This is a genomic window from Rhizorhabdus sp. (genome assembly GCF_018006725.1).
GTDB lineage: Bacteria > Pseudomonadota > Alphaproteobacteria > Sphingomonadales > Sphingomonadaceae > Rhizorhabdus.
On sequence record NZ_JAGMXV010000081.1, the window covers coordinates 1 to 19096 of the forward strand.

General features: G+C 64.7%; 16 protein-coding genes. 9 read left to right on the forward strand and 7 right to left on the reverse strand.

Annotation, left to right across the window (positions count from 1 at the left end; all coding sequences use genetic code 11):
- From KAY22_RS12795 to KAY22_RS12820, 6 genes are all read left to right on the forward strand, one after another.
- Positions 1 to 255: SIMPL domain-containing protein (locus KAY22_RS12795; protein ID WP_296623840.1), on the forward strand; the 255-nt coding region annotated here is incomplete at its 5' end.
- Between the two features lie 731 nt (positions 256 to 986).
- Positions 987 to 3371: a CoA transferase gene (locus tag KAY22_RS12800; protein WP_296623841.1), complete on the forward strand. Its 2385-nt coding sequence runs from the start codon at positions 987 to 989 to the stop codon at positions 3369 to 3371.
- A gap of 57 nt (positions 3372 to 3428) precedes the next feature.
- Positions 3429 to 4943, forward strand: a complete 1515-nt coding sequence (locus KAY22_RS12805) for an acetyl-CoA acetyltransferase (RefSeq protein WP_296623842.1) — start codon at positions 3429 to 3431, stop codon at positions 4941 to 4943.
- Positions 4944 to 5006: 63 nt separating this feature from the next.
- Positions 5007 to 5906 (forward strand): LysR family transcriptional regulator, encoded by a 900-nt coding sequence (locus KAY22_RS12810; protein ID WP_296623843.1) that lies wholly within the window; start codon positions 5007 to 5009, stop codon positions 5904 to 5906.
- A 244-nt stretch (positions 5907 to 6150) separates the two neighbouring features.
- Complete coding sequence (locus tag KAY22_RS12815) at positions 6151 to 6939, forward strand: enoyl-CoA hydratase-related protein (protein WP_296623844.1); 789 nt, start codon at positions 6151 to 6153, stop codon at positions 6937 to 6939.
- Between the two features lie 145 nt (positions 6940 to 7084).
- Positions 7085 to 9325, forward strand: a complete 2241-nt coding sequence (locus KAY22_RS12820) for a TonB-dependent receptor (RefSeq protein ID WP_296623845.1) — start codon at positions 7085 to 7087, stop codon at positions 9323 to 9325.
- Positions 9326 to 9392: 67 nt separating this feature from the next.
- On the opposite strand, the gene KAY22_RS12825 is transcribed toward KAY22_RS12820, so the two are convergent.
- From KAY22_RS12825 to KAY22_RS12835, 3 genes are read right to left on the reverse strand one after another with little or no spacing between them, the layout of a single operon-like run.
- Positions 9393 to 10172 (reverse strand): SDR family oxidoreductase, encoded by a 780-nt coding sequence (locus KAY22_RS12825; RefSeq protein ID WP_296623846.1) that lies wholly within the window; start codon positions 10170 to 10172, stop codon positions 9393 to 9395.
- Positions 10169 to 10987, reverse strand: a complete 819-nt coding sequence (locus KAY22_RS12830) for a glucose 1-dehydrogenase (RefSeq protein WP_296623847.1) — start codon at positions 10985 to 10987, stop codon at positions 10169 to 10171. The genes KAY22_RS12825 and KAY22_RS12830 overlap by 4 nt, the downstream gene beginning before the upstream one ends.
- Positions 10984 to 11766 (reverse strand): SDR family oxidoreductase, encoded by a 783-nt coding sequence (locus tag KAY22_RS12835; RefSeq protein ID WP_296623848.1) that lies wholly within the window; start codon positions 11764 to 11766, stop codon positions 10984 to 10986. The genes KAY22_RS12830 and KAY22_RS12835 overlap by 4 nt, the downstream gene beginning before the upstream one ends.
- Positions 11767 to 11920: 154 nt before the next feature.
- Here KAY22_RS12835 and KAY22_RS12840 point away from each other — a divergent pair, with 154 nt between their 5' ends.
- Both KAY22_RS12840 and KAY22_RS12845 read left to right on the forward strand, forming a co-directional pair.
- Positions 11921 to 13339 carry an aromatic ring-hydroxylating dioxygenase subunit alpha gene (locus tag KAY22_RS12840; RefSeq protein ID WP_296623849.1) on the forward strand — a complete coding sequence of 473 codons (1419 nt, stop codon included), beginning with the start codon at positions 11921 to 11923 and terminating at the stop codon, positions 13337 to 13339.
- On the forward strand, positions 13336 to 14106 hold the full coding sequence (locus tag KAY22_RS12845; protein WP_296623850.1) for a ThuA domain-containing protein: 771 nt from the start codon (positions 13336 to 13338) through the stop codon (positions 14104 to 14106). Before KAY22_RS12840 ends, KAY22_RS12845 begins: the two co-directional genes overlap by 4 nt.
- A 30-nt stretch (positions 14107 to 14136) precedes the next feature.
- Here the strand turns inward: KAY22_RS12845 and KAY22_RS12850 are convergent, their stop codons facing one another.
- The 3 genes from KAY22_RS12850 to KAY22_RS12860 form a co-directional block, all read right to left on the reverse strand.
- Complete coding sequence (locus KAY22_RS12850) at positions 14137 to 14901, reverse strand: SDR family NAD(P)-dependent oxidoreductase (protein ID WP_296623851.1); 765 nt, start codon at positions 14899 to 14901, stop codon at positions 14137 to 14139.
- Positions 14898 to 15722, reverse strand: a complete 825-nt coding sequence (locus KAY22_RS12855) for an SDR family oxidoreductase (protein ID WP_296623852.1) — start codon at positions 15720 to 15722, stop codon at positions 14898 to 14900. Before KAY22_RS12855 ends, KAY22_RS12850 begins: the two co-directional genes overlap by 4 nt.
- Before the next feature lie 208 nt (positions 15723 to 15930).
- Positions 15931 to 17046: an acyl-CoA dehydrogenase family protein gene (locus KAY22_RS12860; RefSeq protein ID WP_296623853.1), complete on the reverse strand. Its 1116-nt coding sequence runs from the start codon at positions 17044 to 17046 to the stop codon at positions 15931 to 15933.
- A 256-nt stretch (positions 17047 to 17302) separates the two neighbouring features.
- Here KAY22_RS12860 and KAY22_RS12865 point away from each other — a divergent pair, with 256 nt between their 5' ends.
- Positions 17303 to 17968: a helix-turn-helix domain-containing protein gene (locus KAY22_RS12865; protein WP_296623854.1), complete on the forward strand. Its 666-nt coding sequence runs from the start codon at positions 17303 to 17305 to the stop codon at positions 17966 to 17968.
- 21 nt (positions 17969 to 17989) lie between these two features.
- On the opposite strand, the gene KAY22_RS12870 is transcribed toward KAY22_RS12865, so the two are convergent.
- The coding region (locus KAY22_RS12870) for a GMC oxidoreductase (RefSeq protein WP_296623855.1) at positions 17990 to 19096 on the reverse strand (1107 nt) is incomplete at its 5' end.

Genomic DNA, 19096 nt, shown 5'->3' on the forward strand with positions numbered 1-19096 from the left:
GAGCCGCTGCTCGACAAGGCCCGCGAGCAGGCCGTCGCGATCGCAAAGCAGCGCGCCGACCTCTATGCCCGCGCCGCCGGCATGCGCGTGAAGCGCATCCTCGCGATCAGCGAGGGTTCGACCGAGTCCATGCCGATCTATCGCCCGATGGCGCCGATGGCGATGGTCCGCAAGGAGGCTGCCGCCGACACGATGATCGAGGCTGGCGAGCAGAAGATGTCGGTCAGCATCTCGGTGACGTTCGAACTGGAATGATGATCCGGCGGTGGCGCGCACGCAGCGTGGCGTCACCGCCGCCCGCCGGCCTTCCACCCGTTTTGCCGCTGCGGATGCCGCGTCGCGTGCCTAAAGCCCGTTCCGGACCGGCTGCTGGGTGAGGATCGGCGTATGCGGCCGATGATATCGGCAATCACGACGCTGGCGAGGAAGGTCAGGAATACCCCCGCAATGAACCATCGGATGAACGCGCTTTCCATGGTGATTGCTCCGGCGATTGGCGGACAAGGCACGCAAAGCTGAACCGGATACGCCTCGCTGCTCCCGATCGCCCCTGGCGACCGGGTCATCCCCGACCGAGACGATATACCCCCATTCTGCAGCCTTATCAATCGAGACGGGCAGGTTTGCCGCAGGTGTAGCCGCCCCCGCACGCAACGAACTTTCCTCCCGCTGATAAGACTCGCGCGCGATTGAGATCAGCCCGATCTTCGATTTCAGCGCCGAACCTCCGCTGGTGATCCTCTCGCTTGATCAGATCCAGACGATGCCCCCGGAATTGCCCTGCGACTGCCAAAGCTGAAGGGGCGAGCGAGGGGTGATTGCCCCCCTCAAGTCAGGGGCATGAGAAGATTTCTCATAAGAAATCCATATTAATTCGTCCATATTGCGTATTGGACAGCCCCCGCATCTTCCCGGACATTTTCCGCCAGAAAAGCAGAGATGTCGGGAAGCGGGATGCAGCGCAGCCATAGCTGTCGGGACGAGCGATGACTCGTCGAAGGAACCATGACTCGGCCTCGGCGCCCTTGGCAGGGCATCTGGTCGTCGACCTGCTGGGTGGCGAATTGGGCAAGATCGGGCGCATCTTTGCGGATCTCGGCGCGAAGGTGGTCATCCCTGGTGCCGGGGATGTCGATGAGCCTGTGATCACGGACAAGGCGGTTCTGACCGCTGCCGTCGCGGCTGCAGGAAAGGAAAGACCCGTCCTATCCGGGGCGGTCGAAGCTCGCGCTCGCCAATTGCTCGATCTGGTCGGTCGCGCGGACCTGCTGTTGCTGCCCTATCGCTTGTCGGAGGACTATGGCGTCACGGCCGCCGCCCTCGAAGCGGCCCTGACGGCCGGTGCGGTGCGGATGACTGTCAGTGGATTCGGACTGGGCAATGCGCATAGCGACTGGCAGGCGACCGATCCGGTGCTGCACGCCCTATCGAGCGAACTCTCGCGATCCGGTATCGCCGGGCGCGCGCCCTTGCTGCCCCCGGGGCAACTGGCGCTCGAATGCGCGATGTCGCAGGGCGCCTTCGTCGCGATGGCTGCCCTACACGCCGCGCGACGGACGGGGCAGGGCGACCGGATCGACTTTTCGCTGCTGGATGGGGCCGTGCAAGCGCTCGACCCAGGCTTCGGCATTGCGGGCAGTGCGACGCTCGGGCGCTCGGCAGCAGCGCTGCCGCCGGGACGGCCTGCGGCCGGGACGCTCTATCCGATCCACGCCTGTGCCGATGGCAAGGTGCGGATCTGCGTACTGTCCCCGCGCCAGTGGCAGAATATGCACCGCTGGATGGGGGCGCCGCCTGCCTTTGCGGCGCCCGAGTTCAACCGCCTCGACGTGCGGCAGGCGTCGGTGCCGTTGCAGAAGGCGATGGCGGCCTTCTTCGCCGAGCGGACGAAAGCCGATCTTGTCGCCGAAGGTGCGGTGCAGGGCGTTCCAATCTCTGCGGTGCTGACACTGGAGGAATGTCTCGCGACCGATCATGTCGAAGCGCGCGGCGTGCTGGCCGAAACCCGACTGGCCGACGGCAGCCGGGTGCGCATTCCCGGCAGCCCGATCAGGTTTGGCGACAGCGCTGAAATTTCGGTCGAGCACACCGCCGACCATCCTGTCGAAACGCCTTCAGCTGCGCGGCCGCTGGCCGGGCTCAAGGTCCTCGACCTGGGCGTGATAGTGGTGGGTGGTGAGCAGGGGCGGCTGCTGGCCGATCTCGGGGCGGACGTCGTCAAGGTAGAGAGCGCGGCGTTCCCGGACGGTACCCGGCACAGCTATCTGCCAACCGGCTTGTCGGTCGGCTTCGCGGCCGGGCATCGCAACAAGCGCAGCCTCGGCCTCGACCTGCGGCATCCGGAGGGCAAGGCGCTGTTTCTGGAGCTCGCGGCGGAAGCGGACGTGATCCTGTCCAACTTCAAGCGTGGAACGATGGAATCGCTCGGTTTCGACTATGCCACCCTGTCCGCGATCAACCCGGGCATCGTGATGGTGGACAGCAGTGCGTTCGGTGCAGATGGCCCGTGGGCGGGCCGGATGGGCTATGGCCCCCTCGTCCGTGCGGCGTCGGGGCTTACCAGTAAATGGCGTTATCCCGATGATCCGTCGGCGTACAGCGATGCCGTCACCATTTATCCCGACCACTCGGCGGCGCGCTACGGCGCCATCGCCACCCTGGCGCTGCTCCATCGGCGCGCGGCGACCGGGCGCGGGGGCACGGCGTCGATCTCCCAGCTCGACGTGATGCTCGATCATTTCTCGGTGGAGATTGTCGGAAAAGCAGCAGGGATCGATGGTTGGGACGAACCACCGGATGCGCCGTGGGGCGTGTTTCAGGCTTCGGGCGACGATCAGTGGTGCGTCGTAACCATTCGCGGCGACGGGGACTGGCGGGCGCTGTGTGACGTTATGGGACGGACGGACTGGCTGTCAGAAGGGGCACTGGCGCAAAAGCCAGACCGGGTCGCGCGGCGGAACGAGATCGAGGCCGCTGTTTCTGCCTGGATGATCGAGCAGGATGCGGACGAGGCGATGCACAGGCTGCAGGCGGCCGGAGTTCCTGCAGCGCGAATGCTTCGCATCGCTGATCTCCCCGATTTTTCCTATTATCGTGAGCGCGGCCTGTTCCGCGTCGAGCGCCATCCGCATCTTGACGAAGACGTGATTGCCGAGAGCTTCCATGCGCGCTCGAATTTGGTTGGCGCGCTCCCCGCGATGCCCGCGCCGCTGATGGGGCAGCATAGTGCGGATGTGGTGCGCGACTGGCTGGGAATGCCCGAAGACAAGATCGACGATCTCTTTGCCGCGCGTGCCTTGCAGGGTGTGGATCCGACGATCGAACAGATGCTCGCAGCCGGCCTTGGCCGGGGCGAGAGATTGCACGGCTAGCGTTTTCGCGCGGTGGGCGGCGTAACAAAATCAAGACGAGAGAATGAGGAGACAGGCATGAATTCGGGCGTCGACGAGAGCCGCATCCCCGTGATCATCGGCATCGGCGAGGTGCTCGATCGGCCGGCCAACGACCTGGAGGGTATGGACGCCTTCGAACTGATGCTGGCAGCGCTGGAGGAGGCTGAAGCCGACAGCGGCGCCGACATCCTCGATGCGCTCGACTGGCTGGGTGTCGAGGATGAAATTTCCTTTCCCGATCCAGCGCCGCAGGAGCGGGTGGCTGCACTGATGGGGCGCCGGCCGACGCATTTGCTGAAAACGCATGAGGCGAGCGGCGACGGGCCGATCAAGCTGATCAACGATGCCGCCAACCTGATCGGGCGCGGCGAGATTTCTCTGGCCGCTGCGGTTGGGGCCGAAGCGCTGCGGACCGCCGCCAAGCGCGCCCAGGCCGATATCGCAGCCGGTCGCGAACCGCCGAAGAGCTCGATCGCCGAGGTGGCCCTCGCCAATGCCAAGCCGCTGGCGCGCAAGCACGGCCTGTTCACCCCGATCGACGTCTACCCGCTTTACGAAAACGCCGCCCGCGCGGCCTGGGGCCAGTCGCTGGCCGAGGGGCAGGCGGAGAGCGGCAGGATCGGTGAGGGCTTCGCCTCCGTTGCCGCCGCCAACCCCTATGCCTGGATCCGCAAGCCGGTCGACGCCGAGACGATCGCGACGGCGACGCCCGACAATCGCATGGTCAGCTTCCCTTACACGAAGCTGATGGTCGCCAATTCGAGCGTCAACATGGGGGCGGCGGTGATCGTCGCCAGCCTCGCCAAGGCGCGAGAACTCGGCGTCGATGAACGCCGTATCGTCTATGTCGGTGCCGGCGCGGCCGCGCATGAGGACGAGGATTTTCTCCGCCGCGACAGCTATGCGCGTGCCGCAAGTCTCGAGACGACGGTTCACGCCGCGCTGGAGCGCAACGGCGTCGCTGCGGCCGACATCGACCATGTCGAGCTCTATTCCTGCTTCCCGATCGTTCCCAAGCTGGCGCGACGCGCGCTCGGCTGGCCGCTCGATCGCCCCTGTTCGGTCTATGGCGGGCTGACCTTCGGCGGTGGCCCGATCGGCAACTGCATGATGCACGCGGCCGCGCGGATGGTCGCTAAGCTGCGGGAGAGCGGGCGCCACGGCCTGATCGTCGCCAATGGCGGCTATGCCACCCACAGCCATTCGATGCTGTTTAGCCGCGTGCCCGTTCCCGCCGGGACCTTTCCGCAGGACTATGACGTTCAGGCCCTGGCCGAAGCCAGACGGGGCGAGGTGCCTGAATTGCTCGAGAGCTATGCGGGACCGGGCGAGATCGAAACCTACACCATCCCGTTCGACCGGCACGGCCGGCCGCGCCACGCCACCATCATCGGTCGCACGCCCGAAGGCGCGCGTTTCGTCGCGCGTGTCCCGGAGACCGATACGGCGACGATTGCGTCCCTGATGGCCGAGGATGCGCAGCCGATAGGGGCGAAAGGGATAGTTTCGGAAGGGCCCGAAGGTCTGGCAATCTGGACGACGTCCGGCTGATCTGACCATATCCGGACGGGAGGGCGCCGGCCAACGGCGCCCCCGCGGACGGGGAGGACAGAGGTGACGCCCATAGATATCCGGCAGATCCGCATGTTCGTAGCGGTGGCCGACACCCTATCTTTCACGCGGGCGGCCGAGACGCTGCATGTCGCGCAGCCCTGGCTGTCGGTTCAGATCCGCAAGCTCGAGGAACAGATCGGCTTCCAGCTGTTCTTGCGCAACCGCAACCGGGGCGTGCAGCTGACCGAACAGGGGCACGCCTTTCTCAAGCCCGCGCGCAGCTATGTCGAAGCTGCCAATATGGTCGCCGAGGTCGCGCGCGACATGCGCGCGAACCAGGCCCAGTCGCTGCGGCTCGGCGCGCCCGACTTCTCCGCCGAGATACCGGCGCGCGAAGCGCTGCTCGACCTGTTCCTGCGTCGCCATCCCCGCATCGAGATCGAGATCGTCAACGCCTGGTCGTCGCAGCTGCTCGACTCGCTGATGCGGCACGAAATCGACCTGGCTTTCACCGTCGGACCGTTCGAGCGCGAAGGGTGCGAGGTGCTGGACCTCGCCCATTTCCGCTGGGCGCTGCTCGTGGACCGGGAGAGAGCTGATGCTCTGGGGCCGGATATCTCGCTGGAATCGCTGCGGGGGCAGCAGATCGCCAGCTTCCGGCGCAACATCAATCCGATCTTCTACGACAGCATCGCGGTCCGTCTGTCTGCACACGGCATCGAGGTTCTTCCGCTGCCCGAATCTTCCCTCGCCGGCATTCGACAGCATGCGATGCGATCGCATGTTCCCGTCCTGATGAGCGAATGGCACGCTGCGTCGAATCTCGGGCCCGATCTGACGATACTGCCCTTCTCTGAAACCGACTTCACCGTGGCGCTGCATCTGGTCCGACGGGAGAATGACGACCGCTCCGCAGTGCGGGCGCTTTGGAGACTGGCGAGCGAAGTCGCGCAAGCCTAGGTTGATAGCAATTTCGTCTCAACGACGGTCTGATACATATTAGACGCGATGGACCTCGCTACATAGCCTCCCAACCTAAGCCGGACGCCCGAAAAGACGCCGGCATGTGATGGAAGAGGATGTCCTTTGCGCGAATCGGGCAAAATGCGGCTCCGCCTGGAGGCGCAGGGCTATGGCCGCTCTTCCGACATCGATGGATCGCCCACCAAGGGGCTGTTGCGCTTGTTCTGGTCTGGAGAGAAAAATGGCTGATACCGAAGACGATGTGGTGCTTTACGAAGTCGTCGAGCAACATATCGGCCTCGTGACGCTGAACCGTCCCGCCAAGCGCAATGCGGTCAATGGGGCCGTCGCCCGCACGCTCGATGCGATCGTCAAGCAGACCGAAGCCGATCCGGCGATCTGGGCTGTGGTGATCACCTCGGCCGAGGGACCAACCTTCTGCGCTGGCGCCGATCTCGCCGAGGTCGCGGCTGGCCGTGCCGACGAACTCAGCACCCCCGACGGCGGGTTCGCCGGCTTCGTCGAGGCCAGGCGGGTGAAACCCTGGATCGCCGCAGTCAAGGGCAGTGCGCTCGGCGGCGGCCTCGAAATCTCGCTCGCCTGCGACCTCCGGGTGGTGTCGACCGAGACGATCGTCGGGCTGCCCGAGGTCAAGCGCGGCCTGATCGCCGGGGCCGGCGGCATCTATCGCCTGCCGCGCCAAATCCCGCGCGCGATCGCGCTGGAGATGATCGCGACCGGCGAACCGATTGGTGCTGCGCGTGCCGAGGCGCTGGGCCTCGTCAACCGGGTGGTGCCGGCGGATCAGGTCGTTGAGACGGCGCTGGGCCTGGCCAAGGCGATATGCGCCAACGCCCCCATCGCGGTACGGGAAAGCCTGCAAGTGGCCAGGCTCGCGGCCGAGGTGCCCGAAGATGTTTCGATCGCCGCTACGCGTCAGGCCTTCGACCGGCTGGTGGTGAGCGAGGATTTTGCGGAAGGTCCGCGCGCATTCGTCGAGAAGCGCGCGCCTCGCTGGACGGGCCGCTGATCGCGCGTTCGGCGCGATCCGATCGAGCCCTTGGCAGAACAGACGAGATGGGGCGTCGGCCGTGCCGACGCTTACCGGAGGAGTGTGCGTGTTGCCGGTCGAAGCCGGCTTTCCATAATCAAGACAGGGTAGGGGATGGTCTGACATGAGAAACAGGGTTTTGCTCGCCACCACCGCATTGGCGCTCGCTGCCGGGCCGGCCTGGGCTCAGGCGGCACCGCAATCGACCGATGTGGGGGGGATCGAAGACATCATCGTCACCGCCCGCCAGCGTTCGGAATCGCTGCAGTCGGTCCCGGTTGCCGTGGCCGCGATGGACGGCGCGATGATCGAACGCACTTTCATTCCCGATGTCGATTCGATCGAGCGTTTCATGCCGAACGTCGAACTCGGCCGGCACCCGTTTACCGGCGGCGGCATGTCCGCGTCGATCCGCGGTATCAGCTTCGGCGATCTCGACCGCTCGTTCGAGCCTGCGGTCGCCGTCTCGGTCGACGGCGTTTTCCTCGCGTCCAACACGGGCGCGATGATGGATACGTTCGACATCGACGCGATCGAGGTTTTGCGCGGTCCCCAGGGCACGCTGTTCGGCCGCAACACCATCGGCGGCGTGATCAGCATCAAGCGTACCAAGCCGACGATGGATTGGGGGCTGAAGGGCCAGGTGACGGTCGGTAGCTACGGCGTGCGCGAATATAAGGTCGTCGCCAATGCGCCGATCGTCGAGGATGTGCTGGGCCTGAAGCTGGGCGGCTATCGCGAGCGCAGCGACAGCTTCACGCGGCGGGCCAGCGACGGCAAGCGCGAAGACGGCCTCGACCGCTATTCGCTGTTCGGCGCGTTGCGCTTCAACCCGAGCTCGTCCTTCGACGCGACCCTCTCGGTGGATCACATCAACGACAAGTCCAAATATCCGAGCCTGGTGCCGCTGTCGGCGTCCGGTCAGACCTTCTGCGTCGCCTTCGGTGCCTGCATCGGTACCCAGGGCGAGCAGATCAGGGACAGCGGCTATAAGCTGGCGCTCGACGATTATCCGTTCCAGGCAAAGTTGAAGCACACGGCGGTGACTTTGAACGCCAAGCTGGACGTTATCGAAGGTGTGTCGCTGGAGTCGATCACCAACTACACCAAGCAGAAGGACGCGCTGAACATCGAGAACACCGGCGGTGCACCGCTGGCCAATGGCGCGCACATCTTCGTATCGCTGCGTGACCAAACGGCCAGCCAGTTCAGCCAGGAAGTCCGGGCGGTCAGCGACCTCGGCGGGGCTGTCGATTTCGTCGCGGGTCTCTATTATATGAAATCCGAATTCGACCTCGTGCAGCAGGCGATCGTCACCGGCAACCGGTCGCAGTTCTTCGACGCGGGGCAGGATCTCGACGCCTATGCCGCCTATGCCGAGGCTTATGTCGAGCCGATCGACAAGCTGCGGCTGACGCTCGGCGGACGCTATACGCACGAGAAGAAGAAATTCTACATTCGCTTCCGTAATCCCACGAGCGGGGCAATCACCGGTCAGTGCCCCGACGCATCGTCAGCCTATGCGCCCTGCGCCGATCCTTCGGTGACGTTCAGCAAGTTCACCCCGCGCGTGACGGTCGACTATCGCTTCACGCCTGACGTCATGGTCTATGCGGGCTGGTCGCGCGGCTATCGCTCGGGCGGCTGGAATAGCCGGGCCACCGTTACCACGGCGATCGGCCCCTATGAGCCCGAGACGGTCGACAGCTATGAAGCGGGCCTGCGTACCACCTTCTGGAACAACCGCGCCCGCGCCAATGTCACGGTTTTCCGGGCGAAGTACAAGAACAAGCAGGAGGAGGTGATCACCGCGTCGCCGATAAACCCGCTGATCACCCAGACCCAGGTGCAGAATGCCGCCTCGGCAACCCTCCAGGGCGTCGAGGGCGAGTTCCAGCTGGCGCCGACCCGCTGGCTGAACCTGCGCGCGGCCGTCGGCTATATCGATGGGAAATATGATGCCTTCCTGTCGGCCGGAGCAGACATCCGCAACCAGCGCAACCTGCGCTACGCGCCGAAATGGTCGGTCAGCTTCGGCGGCGACGCCACCATTCCGGTCGAGGCGACGGGCGGTGAGATCCTGCTCAACGCCAACTACAAGTGGACCGACAAATTCGCGACGTCGGTGATCCGCGATACGACGGGGCTGAACCGCGATTTCATCGACGCCTATGCGACGGTCGATGCGTCGATCGGCTATCGCCACGAACTGGACGACCGCAAGAATGTCACGCTGTCGGCCTTCGTGCAGAACGCCTTCCACAGCGACGGCCGGCTGTATCGCAAGGTCATCACCGGCCCGTTCGCCTTCGCCAGCCGCGAGGTCGCACGGACCTGGGGCCTGACGCTCGGCTTCAGCTACTGAGGGATTGGAAAAGGGGGTGTCGCAGGCGGAGGCTGTCGTCTCCGCCTGCGGTGCACGGAAGGAAGGATCACACCTGGCTGAACCCGCCATCGATGAGGAATTCGGAGCAGGTTACGAAGCTGGCCGCTTCCGAGCAGAGATAGACCACGCCGCCGCCCATTTCGTCGGGGCGGGCGAGCCGCCCGATCGGATGACGCGCCTTGATCGCGGCTTCAGACACTTCGCGGGAGGGTACGGCGCCCAGCTCGATATAGCGGTCGATGATCGATCCAAGCATGCCGGTATCGACCCCGCCCGGATGGACGCTGTTGACCCGGATGTTGTAGCCGAGCGCCGCGAACTCGGCGCCCAGGCACTTGGAGAGCATCTTCACGGCAGCCTTGCTGGTGCAATAGGCCGCGTTGAATGCAGCACCGCGCAGGCCGCCGACGCTGGAGAAGTTGACGATCGAGGCGCCGCCCTTGCGAGCCTTGCCGCCTTCCTTGAGCAAGGTCAGCAGCGCCTGCGTGCCGATGATGACCGAGTCCACGTTGATCGCGTTGACGCGGTGCCATTCGGCGAGCGGGGTGTCCTCCATCTTGCCGACGATCGACAGACCTGCATTGTTCACCAGCGCGTCGAGGCGACCATAGTCGCGCTCGATCAGCGCGGCGAGCGCGGCCCAGTCCTCGGCTTTCGTCACGTCGTGCCGCATAACTGCGTCGGCGCCGATGTCCGCCGGAGGCTCGTTGAGGTCGGTGGCGATGACGATGGCGTTGGCCGCCTTCATCGCCTTGACGATCTCCCGGCCGATCCCGCCAGCCGCACCGGTGACCACGGCCACCACATTGTCGAGAGCGATCGTCATTGTGCCGTCCATCCGCCGTCGACGACCAGCTCGGCGCCGGTCACATAGCTGCTGTCTTCGCTCGCCAGGAAATAGCAGGCGCCCGCGATTTCCGACGGATCGGCGAGGCGCCCGCTCGGCGTCGTCGCGGCCATCGTGTCGATCAGGTCCTGCGGCTTCTCCGCGACGCCCTGGTCCACCCAGCGCTGGAAACCGGCGTTGAGCAGGGGCGTGAGTACGAAGCCCGGATGCACCGAGTTCGCTCGGATCGGGGTGCGCTTCTGCGCGAACTCGATAGCGATGCCCTTGGTGAAGAGGCGAACCGCGCCCTTGGTCGCATTATAGGCAGAAACTTCGCTATAGCCGACGAGGCCCATGATCGAGCTGATGTTGATGATGCTCGACCCGCCCTTGATGCCGGCGCCGCTCTCGGCGAGCATCGGGATGAAGGTGCGCGTGCCGAGGAACACGCCATCGACGTTCACTGCCATGATCCGCCGCCAGGCCTCCATGGTCAGCGTCTCGACCGGCCCGGTCAGGTCGGTGCCGGCGTTGTTCACCAGGATGTGCAGACGGCCATGCTGTTTCTTCACATGGTCGAGCGCGCGCTCCCAATCCTCTTCCTTGGTAACGTTGGCCGAGACGTAACTGGCCGCTTGGCCGAGCTTCGCCATCGTCTCCTTGACGACGTCGCTGTCGGAGACGTCGAGGTCGGACAGGACGACTTCGGCGCCCTCCGACAGATAGCGCTCGACGACCGCGAGGCCAATGCCGCGCAGACCACCCGAAATGAAGGCGACGCGCCCTTCGAGGCGCCGTGCTCCACTGTTGCTCATACGCCCATCATCCCCGCCGTGCTGGCGCCGTCGATCACATATTCGGCACCCGAAACAAAAGCCGCCTCGTCCGACCCGAGCCAGGACACGAGGCCGCAGACCTCCTCCACCGTCGCCATGCGGCGGAGCGGGGACATGCCTTCATAGGCGGCACGCGCTCCGGCTTCGTCCCCGGACTTGGCAATGATCTGCTTGATCAGCGCAGTCTCGACGACGCCCGGCAGAACCGCATTGACGCGGATCTTGTAGCCCTTGGCGCCGCAATGGAGCGCGGCCGACTTGGCCAGCGCGATCACGGCCGACTTCGACACCGAATAGCTGACATAATTGCCGAGCGCGCGGTGCGCGTTCATCGACGAGTTGATGATGATCGATCCGGTCGGACCGCCGGGATTGTCGCGCATCGTACGGATCGCATGCTGCACGGTCAGCATCACACCGGTCTGGTTGACGCCGATGACCTTGTCCCACGCCTCGATCGAGACGTCTTCGATATTGGTGTCGCCCTGTTCGGTGCCGGCATTGGCGAAGGCGATGTCGAGCCGACCATGAGCCGACAGGATGCGCTCCATCAGGGTTGGCCATGCGGCCGCGTCCTCGACCCGGTGCGTCTCGAATGTCGCGCCCGTCTCGGCGCAAAGCTCTTCGGCGGCGGCAGCGTTGGAGCCGGTGAAGACGACCTTGGCACCATCCTCGACGAAGCGGCGAACGGCACCGGCGCCGATGCCAGAGGTACCTCCGGTGACCAGCGCCACCTTTCCTTCAAGCCGTTTGCTCACGGCACTCTCCCAATCATATATGTCTGCAGAACCGGACCATCTGTTTCGCGGATTTGGCTGACCGCGCAACCTATGCTTTCGATAAGGTGACGGCGCCGACGCCTGCGGGGCACAACCGGGAAAACGCATAATCTTTAGGATGAAGGATTCGACCATGGCCGAACGTGATCCGAAGCAGGGTGGCGGCTTCGAGCGGTGCCCCGGAACCAGCTGGGAAGACCTGATGGCTCAGGACTCCCGCACCGCCCCGGCGATCCTGACGCAGGAAAGCTACGAATATCTCGGCTCGGATCCGATCCCGGCGGAGCGCTACACCAGCGAGGCCTTCGCCCAGCTCGAGCGTGAGCGGATGTGGCCCTATGTCTGGCAGTTTGCGGCCCGCGAAGAAGATTTGCCCGAGCCCGGCGATTTCGTCGTCTACGAGAATGCCGGCCGGTCCTTCCTGATCAGCCGCCAGGACGACGGTTCGGTCCGCGCGTTCCACAATGTCTGCCTCCATCGCGGGCGCAAGCTGCGCACCGACGACGGCAGCGCGGACACCTTCCAGTGTCCGTTCCACGGTTTCACCTGGAAGAAGGACGGCAGCTTTTCCCACATGCCCTGCTCGTGGGACTTCAAGCATCTGGATCCGAAGGAACTGACGCTGCCGGAGGCCGAGGTCGGCCGCTGGGGCGGTTATATATTCCTGCGCGAGGAGCCGGGCGGGCCGACACTCGAAGAATTCCTTGCTCCGCTCCCAGAGCATTTCAAGCGCTGGCGGCATGAGGAATGCACGACCGTCATCTGGGTGGCCAAGGAAGTCCCGGCCAACTGGAAGGTGACCGCCGAGGCCTTCATGGAAGCCTGGCACACCGTCGTCACCCACCCGCAGCTGCTGCCCTTCTCGGGCGACGCGAACAGCGCCTATTGGTTCTGGGGCGACAATGTGAACGTCAATCTCGTGCCCTTCGGCGTGCTGAGTCCGCACCTCGATCCGGACGGCAAGACCCAGCAGTGGATCGTCGACGAGTTCATCAAATATAATGGCCGCTCCGCCGACAATTACGACCCATCGGGCGATCCTTATGCCGTTACTGTCCCCGAAGGGCAGACGGCGCGCGAGGCGCTGGGTGCTGCGATGCGCAAGACCTATGAAGAGCAGACCGGCTACGACCATTCGGAAGCGACCGACGCCGAGCTTCTCGACGCGCTCGTCTATAACGTCTTCCCGAACTTCGCCCCCTGGGGCGGCTATATGCCGAACATCGTCTACCGCTGGAAGCCGGGCAAGACGCCCGACACCTGCATCATGGAGGTCCGGATCCTCTCGCGCGTGAAGAAGGGCGAGCCGATCCCGCGCAGCTGCGAACTGCACATGCTCGGGCCCGACGAGCCCTGGACCGCAGCGGCCGAACTCGGCGGCCTCGGCCCGGTGTTCGAGCAGGACATGGAGAATCTGCCCTTCGTCCAGCAGGGGCTCCACTGCTCGAAGAACGGCAAGGTCCAGCTGGCCGACTATCAGGAAATCCGCATTCGCCAGTTCCACCAGACGATGGACAAGTACATCGACGGCGAACTGGGCGCGCGCAGATGAGCGAGGCGGGTACGGAAGCGCGCCCGCCGCGCATCGACTGTGTGCTGATCTGCGGTGGCGTTTGGCACGACATGGACTTCGCCCGGCTGGAGCTGCTCAAGCTCCTCGCCGAAGATCAGAGCGTCCGCACGCGCGTGTTCGAGGATTATGAGAATGTCGAGGCGATCGCCGCCGCCGACATTCTCATCACCTACACCTGCGACGTGACGCCGTCGCTCAAGGCGCAGGAAGTGCTGCGCGACTGGCTCGCCAAGGGTGGTCGCTGGTACGCTTTGCACGGCACCAATTCGGTCCTTCGCCTGCTCGAAAGCGGGCTGTGGGATGCCCCGCGCTGGGCGCCGCTGATGATGGACATGTTGGGAAGCCAGTTCATCTCGCATCCGCCGATCGCGCCCTATCGGGTTACGGTGGTCGATCCCGAACATGAACTGGTGCGCGGCGTCGAGCCGTTCGACACGACCGACGAACTCTATCATCTCGAGACGCACGGCGATCTGCACGTGCTGCTGGAGACCGAGTGCACCGAGCCGGGCACCGGCTTCGTCGAGGCGGCGGACGCACTGGGTACCCAGCCGGTCTTCTACATCAAGCAGCATGGCAAGGGCGCGGTGCTTTACCTGACCCTGGGCCATTGCCGCGGGCATTATGACTTGCAGCCTATGCTCAACTGGTGGCCGTCGGTCGATCGCTGCGCCTGGGACCTGCCGGTGTTCTACGACCTTCTGCGTCGCGGTATCGGCTGGATCAAGCAGCGCGAAGCGGCCTGATCCCGGAGCAGGTGTCGATAAGGCGGGCGATCAGCTATCCCATGTAGGGATGGCGATCGCCGCCATTCGCGCGGATGCGGCACCGTCGACGGGAATTACGGCGCCGTTGACGAAGCTGGCCTCGTCACTGGCCAGGAACAATGCGGCTGCGGCAATTTCCTCGGGCTTTCCGAAGCGGCCGGGCAGCAGGCTGTCGACATAAGCGTCGAGGCCGCCCGGCAGCGTCTCTGCCCAGGCGACGATAGGCGGCGACTCTATCGCACCGGGCGCGATGCAATTGATGCGCACCCCGCTCCGGGCATTTTCCACTGCCGCGCTTTGGGTGAGGTTGTGCACGGCGGCCTTGGCGGCTCCGTAAGATGCCATGCCCGGCGCCCCTCCGAACCCCGCGCCGGACGAGATATTGATGATGCTGCCCGATCGCTGGCGCAGCATAGGTCCAAGAGCAGCCCGTACGCCGTAGAAGGTCGAGGACAGCGATATCGCTATCGCGCGATCCCAGTCCGCGTTGCTCGCATCCTTCAGCCAGCCATGGACCGCCGCGCCCACATTGTTGACCATGATGTCGAGGCGCCCAAAGCGTGCGAGGGCATCTGCGACCAGCGCGTTGACCGCATCGGCATCGGTAACGTCACATTGGCAAGGGTATATCCTCGCGGCGGGATTCTCTGCAGCGCGCGGCGCGATATCCGCCGCCAGCACCTGCGCACCTTCGGTAGCGAATGATGCGGCAATGGCCGCGCCGATGCCGCTGGCGGCACCGGTCACGATGGCGATGCGGCCCTCCAGCCTCATGGCATATAGACCCCGCCGCTGACCGATATCAGCTGGCCCGTCACATAAGAGGAGATGTCGGACGCGAGGTAAAGGGCCAGACCGGCAATATCCTCTGGTCGGCCCAGCCGCTGCATCGGCAGCGAACTCATGTTGAAGAGAGTCCCGTCCTCGAGCGCCTGCTGCATGCCTTCGGGCGTGCCCATGTCGAGCCGGTGCCAGAAGCTGCCCGAGGCGACATCCTCATTCTTGTGGGGAACGATCCAGCCCGGGGCGATCGTGTTCACGCGCGCGCCCTGCGGTCCCCATTCATAGGCGAGCAGCTTGGTGAAGCTGTTCACGAAGCCTTTTACCGCGCCATAATGGACAATGTTCTGCGCGGCCTCGCCCAGCAGCGAAGAGTTGGATGAAATGTTGATCACGCTGCCGGTCTTGCGGGACAGCATGTCGTCGGCCACGGCGAGCGTGCAGTTGACCACGCCATCGATATTCAGCGCGATCTCCCAGCGGCGCGTCTCGTCGTCGAGATCCTTGAACGCATAGGTGCTCTTCACCCCGCCAGCATTGTTGATCAGCACGTCGACCGGCCCGAATTCGCGGTGCGCGATGGCGATCATGGCATCGACGCTGCTGCGATCGGTCACGTCGGTCCCGACCGGGAGGACGCGTCCCCTACAGCCCTGCGCTGCCGCGAGATCGGCCAGTTTCTCGCCGGTGGCGACATCGCGGGAGGCGGAGATGACGTTGGCGCCTTCGCGGGCGAACTCCACCACCAGCCCATGGCCGATGCCGCCGCTTCCGCCGGTCACGACGACCGTCTTGCCTTCCAGATCCAGGTCCATGATCGATCCTCTCCTTCCGCCGCGCCTCTTTGGGCGGTCGCCTGCAGAGCCCAAGGCTAGGCGTGCAGGGGATAGCGATGAACCGGGTTATTGATCAAAAAACAGAGTATTTTCGATCATCTGTTTGTCTGCAGGCGGATCGAGACGACCACAAAAAATGCCGCGACCTGAAGGGCGCGGCATTTTTCATTTCATCAGTAGGTAAGGCTCAGGCGTTGCCTGCAAACCGATCGAGTGCCGTTTCTGGATCGTCCGGCCAGCGTGACAGCACCAGCAGGCGCTTGTGGCCATGACCGATGATCAACTCGTCGCTGACGCCCATGCCACCGTGGAACTGCATCATCTCGTGGCCCAGCTCGATCGAGGCGGGCGAGACGAAGGCGCGCAGGCCCAGGACCGCCTGATGGAAATCGGGCTCACCCCACGTCACAAGTGCGAGATTGAGCAGCGCCCGCGACTGTTCGATCGCGGTATATTGCGCGACCATGCGGTGCTGGATCGCCTGGAAGCTCGCGAGCTTGGAGCCGAATTGTTCGCGCGTCCGCAGATATTCCTGCGTTTCGGCGAACAGGCGTTCCATGATGCCGAGCGCTTCCGCCGAACGGGCGAGGCTGACCAGATCGTCGATCTCTGCCAGCGCCGCGATACCGCCGTCGAGCCGGTTGCCCGCGTCGACGACCACGTCGCGCAGATCGAGAGCAACCGCCATAGAGCCGTCGGCCATGCGCCAGTTGCGATAAGTCAGGCCGGGGCTGCCGGCGGGAACGAGATAGAAGGCGACCTCGTCGAGTGAATGGGCTGCGCCGCCCGTGCGTGCGCTGACGATGTAGGCGTCGACGCCCGATCCGGCGGGGACGAAAGGCTTGCTGCCGCTCAGGCTGATGCCACCATCCGAGATGGTCGCGCGGGTTTCCAGCCAGAGAGCGCTTCCGCGCGACCCGAGTTCTGCATGGGCAAAGGCGACCCGCTTCGATCCGTCGAGCAGGCCGGGAAGCCAGGCATCGCGCAGGGCCTCCGGAGCGGTAGCGGCGAACAGGCGACCGGCCTGGAGGATATTCTCGACCAATGGTTCGACGACAAGGCCACGTCCGAGCGCTTCGAAGATCGTCGCGATACCGGTCGCGTCGAGCGACAGGCCGCCCAGTTCGGCGTCGAAAGGCGCGGCCAGAAGACCCAATTCGCCAAGCAGCGCCCAATTGGCGGGCGAGAAGCCATGCGCCTCGTTCAGATAGGCACGGCGGCTGTCCAAATCATAATGGTCGACGACGAAACGTTCGGCCAAGGCCTTCAGCATTTCCTCGTCTTCGGAAAGATCGAAGTTCACCTGACATCCCCTTCTGGCAGCCTTCCTATCATCAAGCTGTCATCAACCGTGCTGGGCAAAGTATCAGGTTGCGGGAGGGGTGTGGCGATTGTCTAAGCGCTTCGGCTTGGCTAGGGTGCCCACCGGGAAGCCGCAAGCCGACCAGAGGAGATGGATTCTGCTTACGCAGGCGCGCATAGACGCTGTCCGGGTTTCCAGCCAACAGGACATTCGCCGCGCGGCCGAGGCGCTGCACAATATCGCCATGGAATGCGGGATGCGCGTTGCGCCGGCGCACGACATCGCGGGACGGCGCACACCGGTCGATGCCGAGGGCAAGATCCTTGCCGAGGACGTGTTTGGGTGGTCGGGCGAGAAGGTCTGGTGGCGCAGCACGCGGATCGCACTGGATTCGCCGCTGACCAGCGCGTGCCGGTTCGAGAGCGAGCCCTTCTGGGTCAGCGCCGAAGGCTTCTTCACGCGTCAGCCAAATGCCTATCTGGATTCGATCGACCTGACCAATTTCGAGCACAGGGCGATGACCCGCGCGGCGATCGTGGTGCCCGTTCACCTGCCCTTCGGTCAGATCGGGGCGGTCAGCTTCAACCCGCTCGACAAGACCAAGCTGGACCTGTCGGAAGAGTTTCTCGCTTATGGCGATGCTTTCGGTATCTATGCCCGGACCTTCATCGGCACCTATGTCCACGTCATGGGTTCGACCCAGGCGCTGCCGCCCGAGACACGGCTGTCCAAGCGCGAGGTCGAATGCCTGCGCTGGGCGGCGATCGGCAAGACCGACCTCGAGATAAGCATGATCATGTCGCGCAGCCGCGCGACGATCCGCTTTCATATCCACAATGCCTCGATCAAGCTGAATGCGGTCAACCGCAGCCAGACGGTCTTCAAGGCCGCCCAGCTGGGCTATATCTCGCTCAACGAATAGGGGCGAGCGCCCGACCTGCGGTCAGGGCCGGTCCTCCAGGATCATCGCTGCACCGCGTAGACCGACCGCCATGGCCGGTGCGTTGGTATTGCCGGTGACATGCCAGGGCATCACCGAGCAGTCGGCCACCCGGACGCCCTCCACGCCGTTCACCCGCAGGCGCGGGTCGACCACCGCATCGGCATCGTTTCCCAGGCGGCACGATCGGATCGCGTGCAGGCCGCAGCTCGACAGCCGGCGGAACGCCGACAAAAGCTCCTCGTCGGACTGGACGGCGGGACCGGGAATGATTTCCTCACCGACCATGTCGCCCAGCGGCGGCTGTGCCATGAAGGCGCGCATCTTGCGCATCAGGCCGATCGCCGAGGCCCGATCATGGTCGGTGCTCAGCCAGTTCGGGCGGATTTCGGGCGTATCGGTGCTCCGGGGCCCGGTGATGCGGAGCGAGCCTTCGCTCGTCAGGCGCAGCAACTGGCCGTAGATGGTGATGCCCGGCCGGCGGTCGATCTTGTCCAGCGGAACGGGGTTGTTGTCGTCGCCGACTGCGAAGGTGTAGCCGCCCAGATAGAATTGCGCATCGGTCCGGCCATCGGGATGCGCCACATTGCAGAAGGCGCCGACCTCGAACGGTCCGGTTGCCATGACGCCGTCCCGCCGCAGCATATAGCGGGCCATGGCGGCGACCAGGCCGATGCCGAAGAAATTGCGATGGCTGCCCGAACCCTTGAGCAGCCGATAGGGCGTCGACATCGACATATGCTCGATCATGCGTTCGCCGACGTCCGGCGAATGGGCCAGCGTTTCGACGCCCGCCGCGCGCAGGCGGTCGCCATGGCCTATGCCCGAGCGCTGGAGCAGCAGGGGGCTTTCCATCGCCCCGGCCGAGACGATCACCTCGCCACGGCAGGCGAAATGCTGCGTTTGTCCGCCGACGATCGCCTCGACCCCTGTGGCGCGTCGGCCGTCGAACAGGATCCGTTCGGTCATCGCCCCGGTCACGACCTTGACGTTCGGACGCTTCCTGGCGGGGGCGAGGTAGGTGTGCGCGGCGCTCTGGCGTCGCCCTTTGCGGATATTGTGGCTGTACAGACCGACGCGCCACAGGGGTCGAGGCGATCGTCGGCGGAC

What these genes read in the sequence shown, in the direction of transcription:
- KAY22_RS12800 (WP_296623841.1), top strand. Translation starts at nt 987, where the DNA reads ATGACTCGTCGAAGGAACCATGACTCGGCCTCGGCGCCCTTGGCAGGG.
- KAY22_RS12805 (WP_296623842.1), top strand. Translation starts at nt 3,429, where the DNA reads ATGAATTCGGGCGTCGACGAGAGCCGCATCCCCGTGATCATCGGCATC.
- KAY22_RS12815 (WP_296623844.1), top strand. Translation starts at nt 6,151, where the DNA reads ATGGCTGATACCGAAGACGATGTGGTGCTTTACGAAGTCGTCGAGCAA.
- KAY22_RS12820 (WP_296623845.1), top strand. Translation starts at nt 7,085, where the DNA reads ATGAGAAACAGGGTTTTGCTCGCCACCACCGCATTGGCGCTCGCTGCC.
- KAY22_RS12825 (WP_296623846.1), bottom strand. Translation starts at nt 10,172, where the DNA reads ATGACGATCGCTCTCGACAATGTGGTGGCCGTGGTCACCGGTGCGGCT.
- KAY22_RS12830 (WP_296623847.1), bottom strand. Translation starts at nt 10,987, where the DNA reads ATGAGCAACAGTGGAGCACGGCGCCTCGAAGGGCGCGTCGCCTTCATT.
- KAY22_RS12840 (WP_296623849.1), top strand. Translation starts at nt 11,921, where the DNA reads ATGGCCGAACGTGATCCGAAGCAGGGTGGCGGCTTCGAGCGGTGCCCC.
- KAY22_RS12845 (WP_296623850.1), top strand. Translation starts at nt 13,336, where the DNA reads ATGAGCGAGGCGGGTACGGAAGCGCGCCCGCCGCGCATCGACTGTGTG.
- KAY22_RS12850 (WP_296623851.1), bottom strand. Translation starts at nt 14,901, where the DNA reads ATGAGGCTGGAGGGCCGCATCGCCATCGTGACCGGTGCCGCCAGCGGC.
- KAY22_RS12855 (WP_296623852.1), bottom strand. Translation starts at nt 15,722, where the DNA reads ATGGACCTGGATCTGGAAGGCAAGACGGTCGTCGTGACCGGCGGAAGC.
- KAY22_RS12865 (WP_296623854.1), top strand. Translation starts at nt 17,303, where the DNA reads ATGCGCGTTGCGCCGGCGCACGACATCGCGGGACGGCGCACACCGGTC.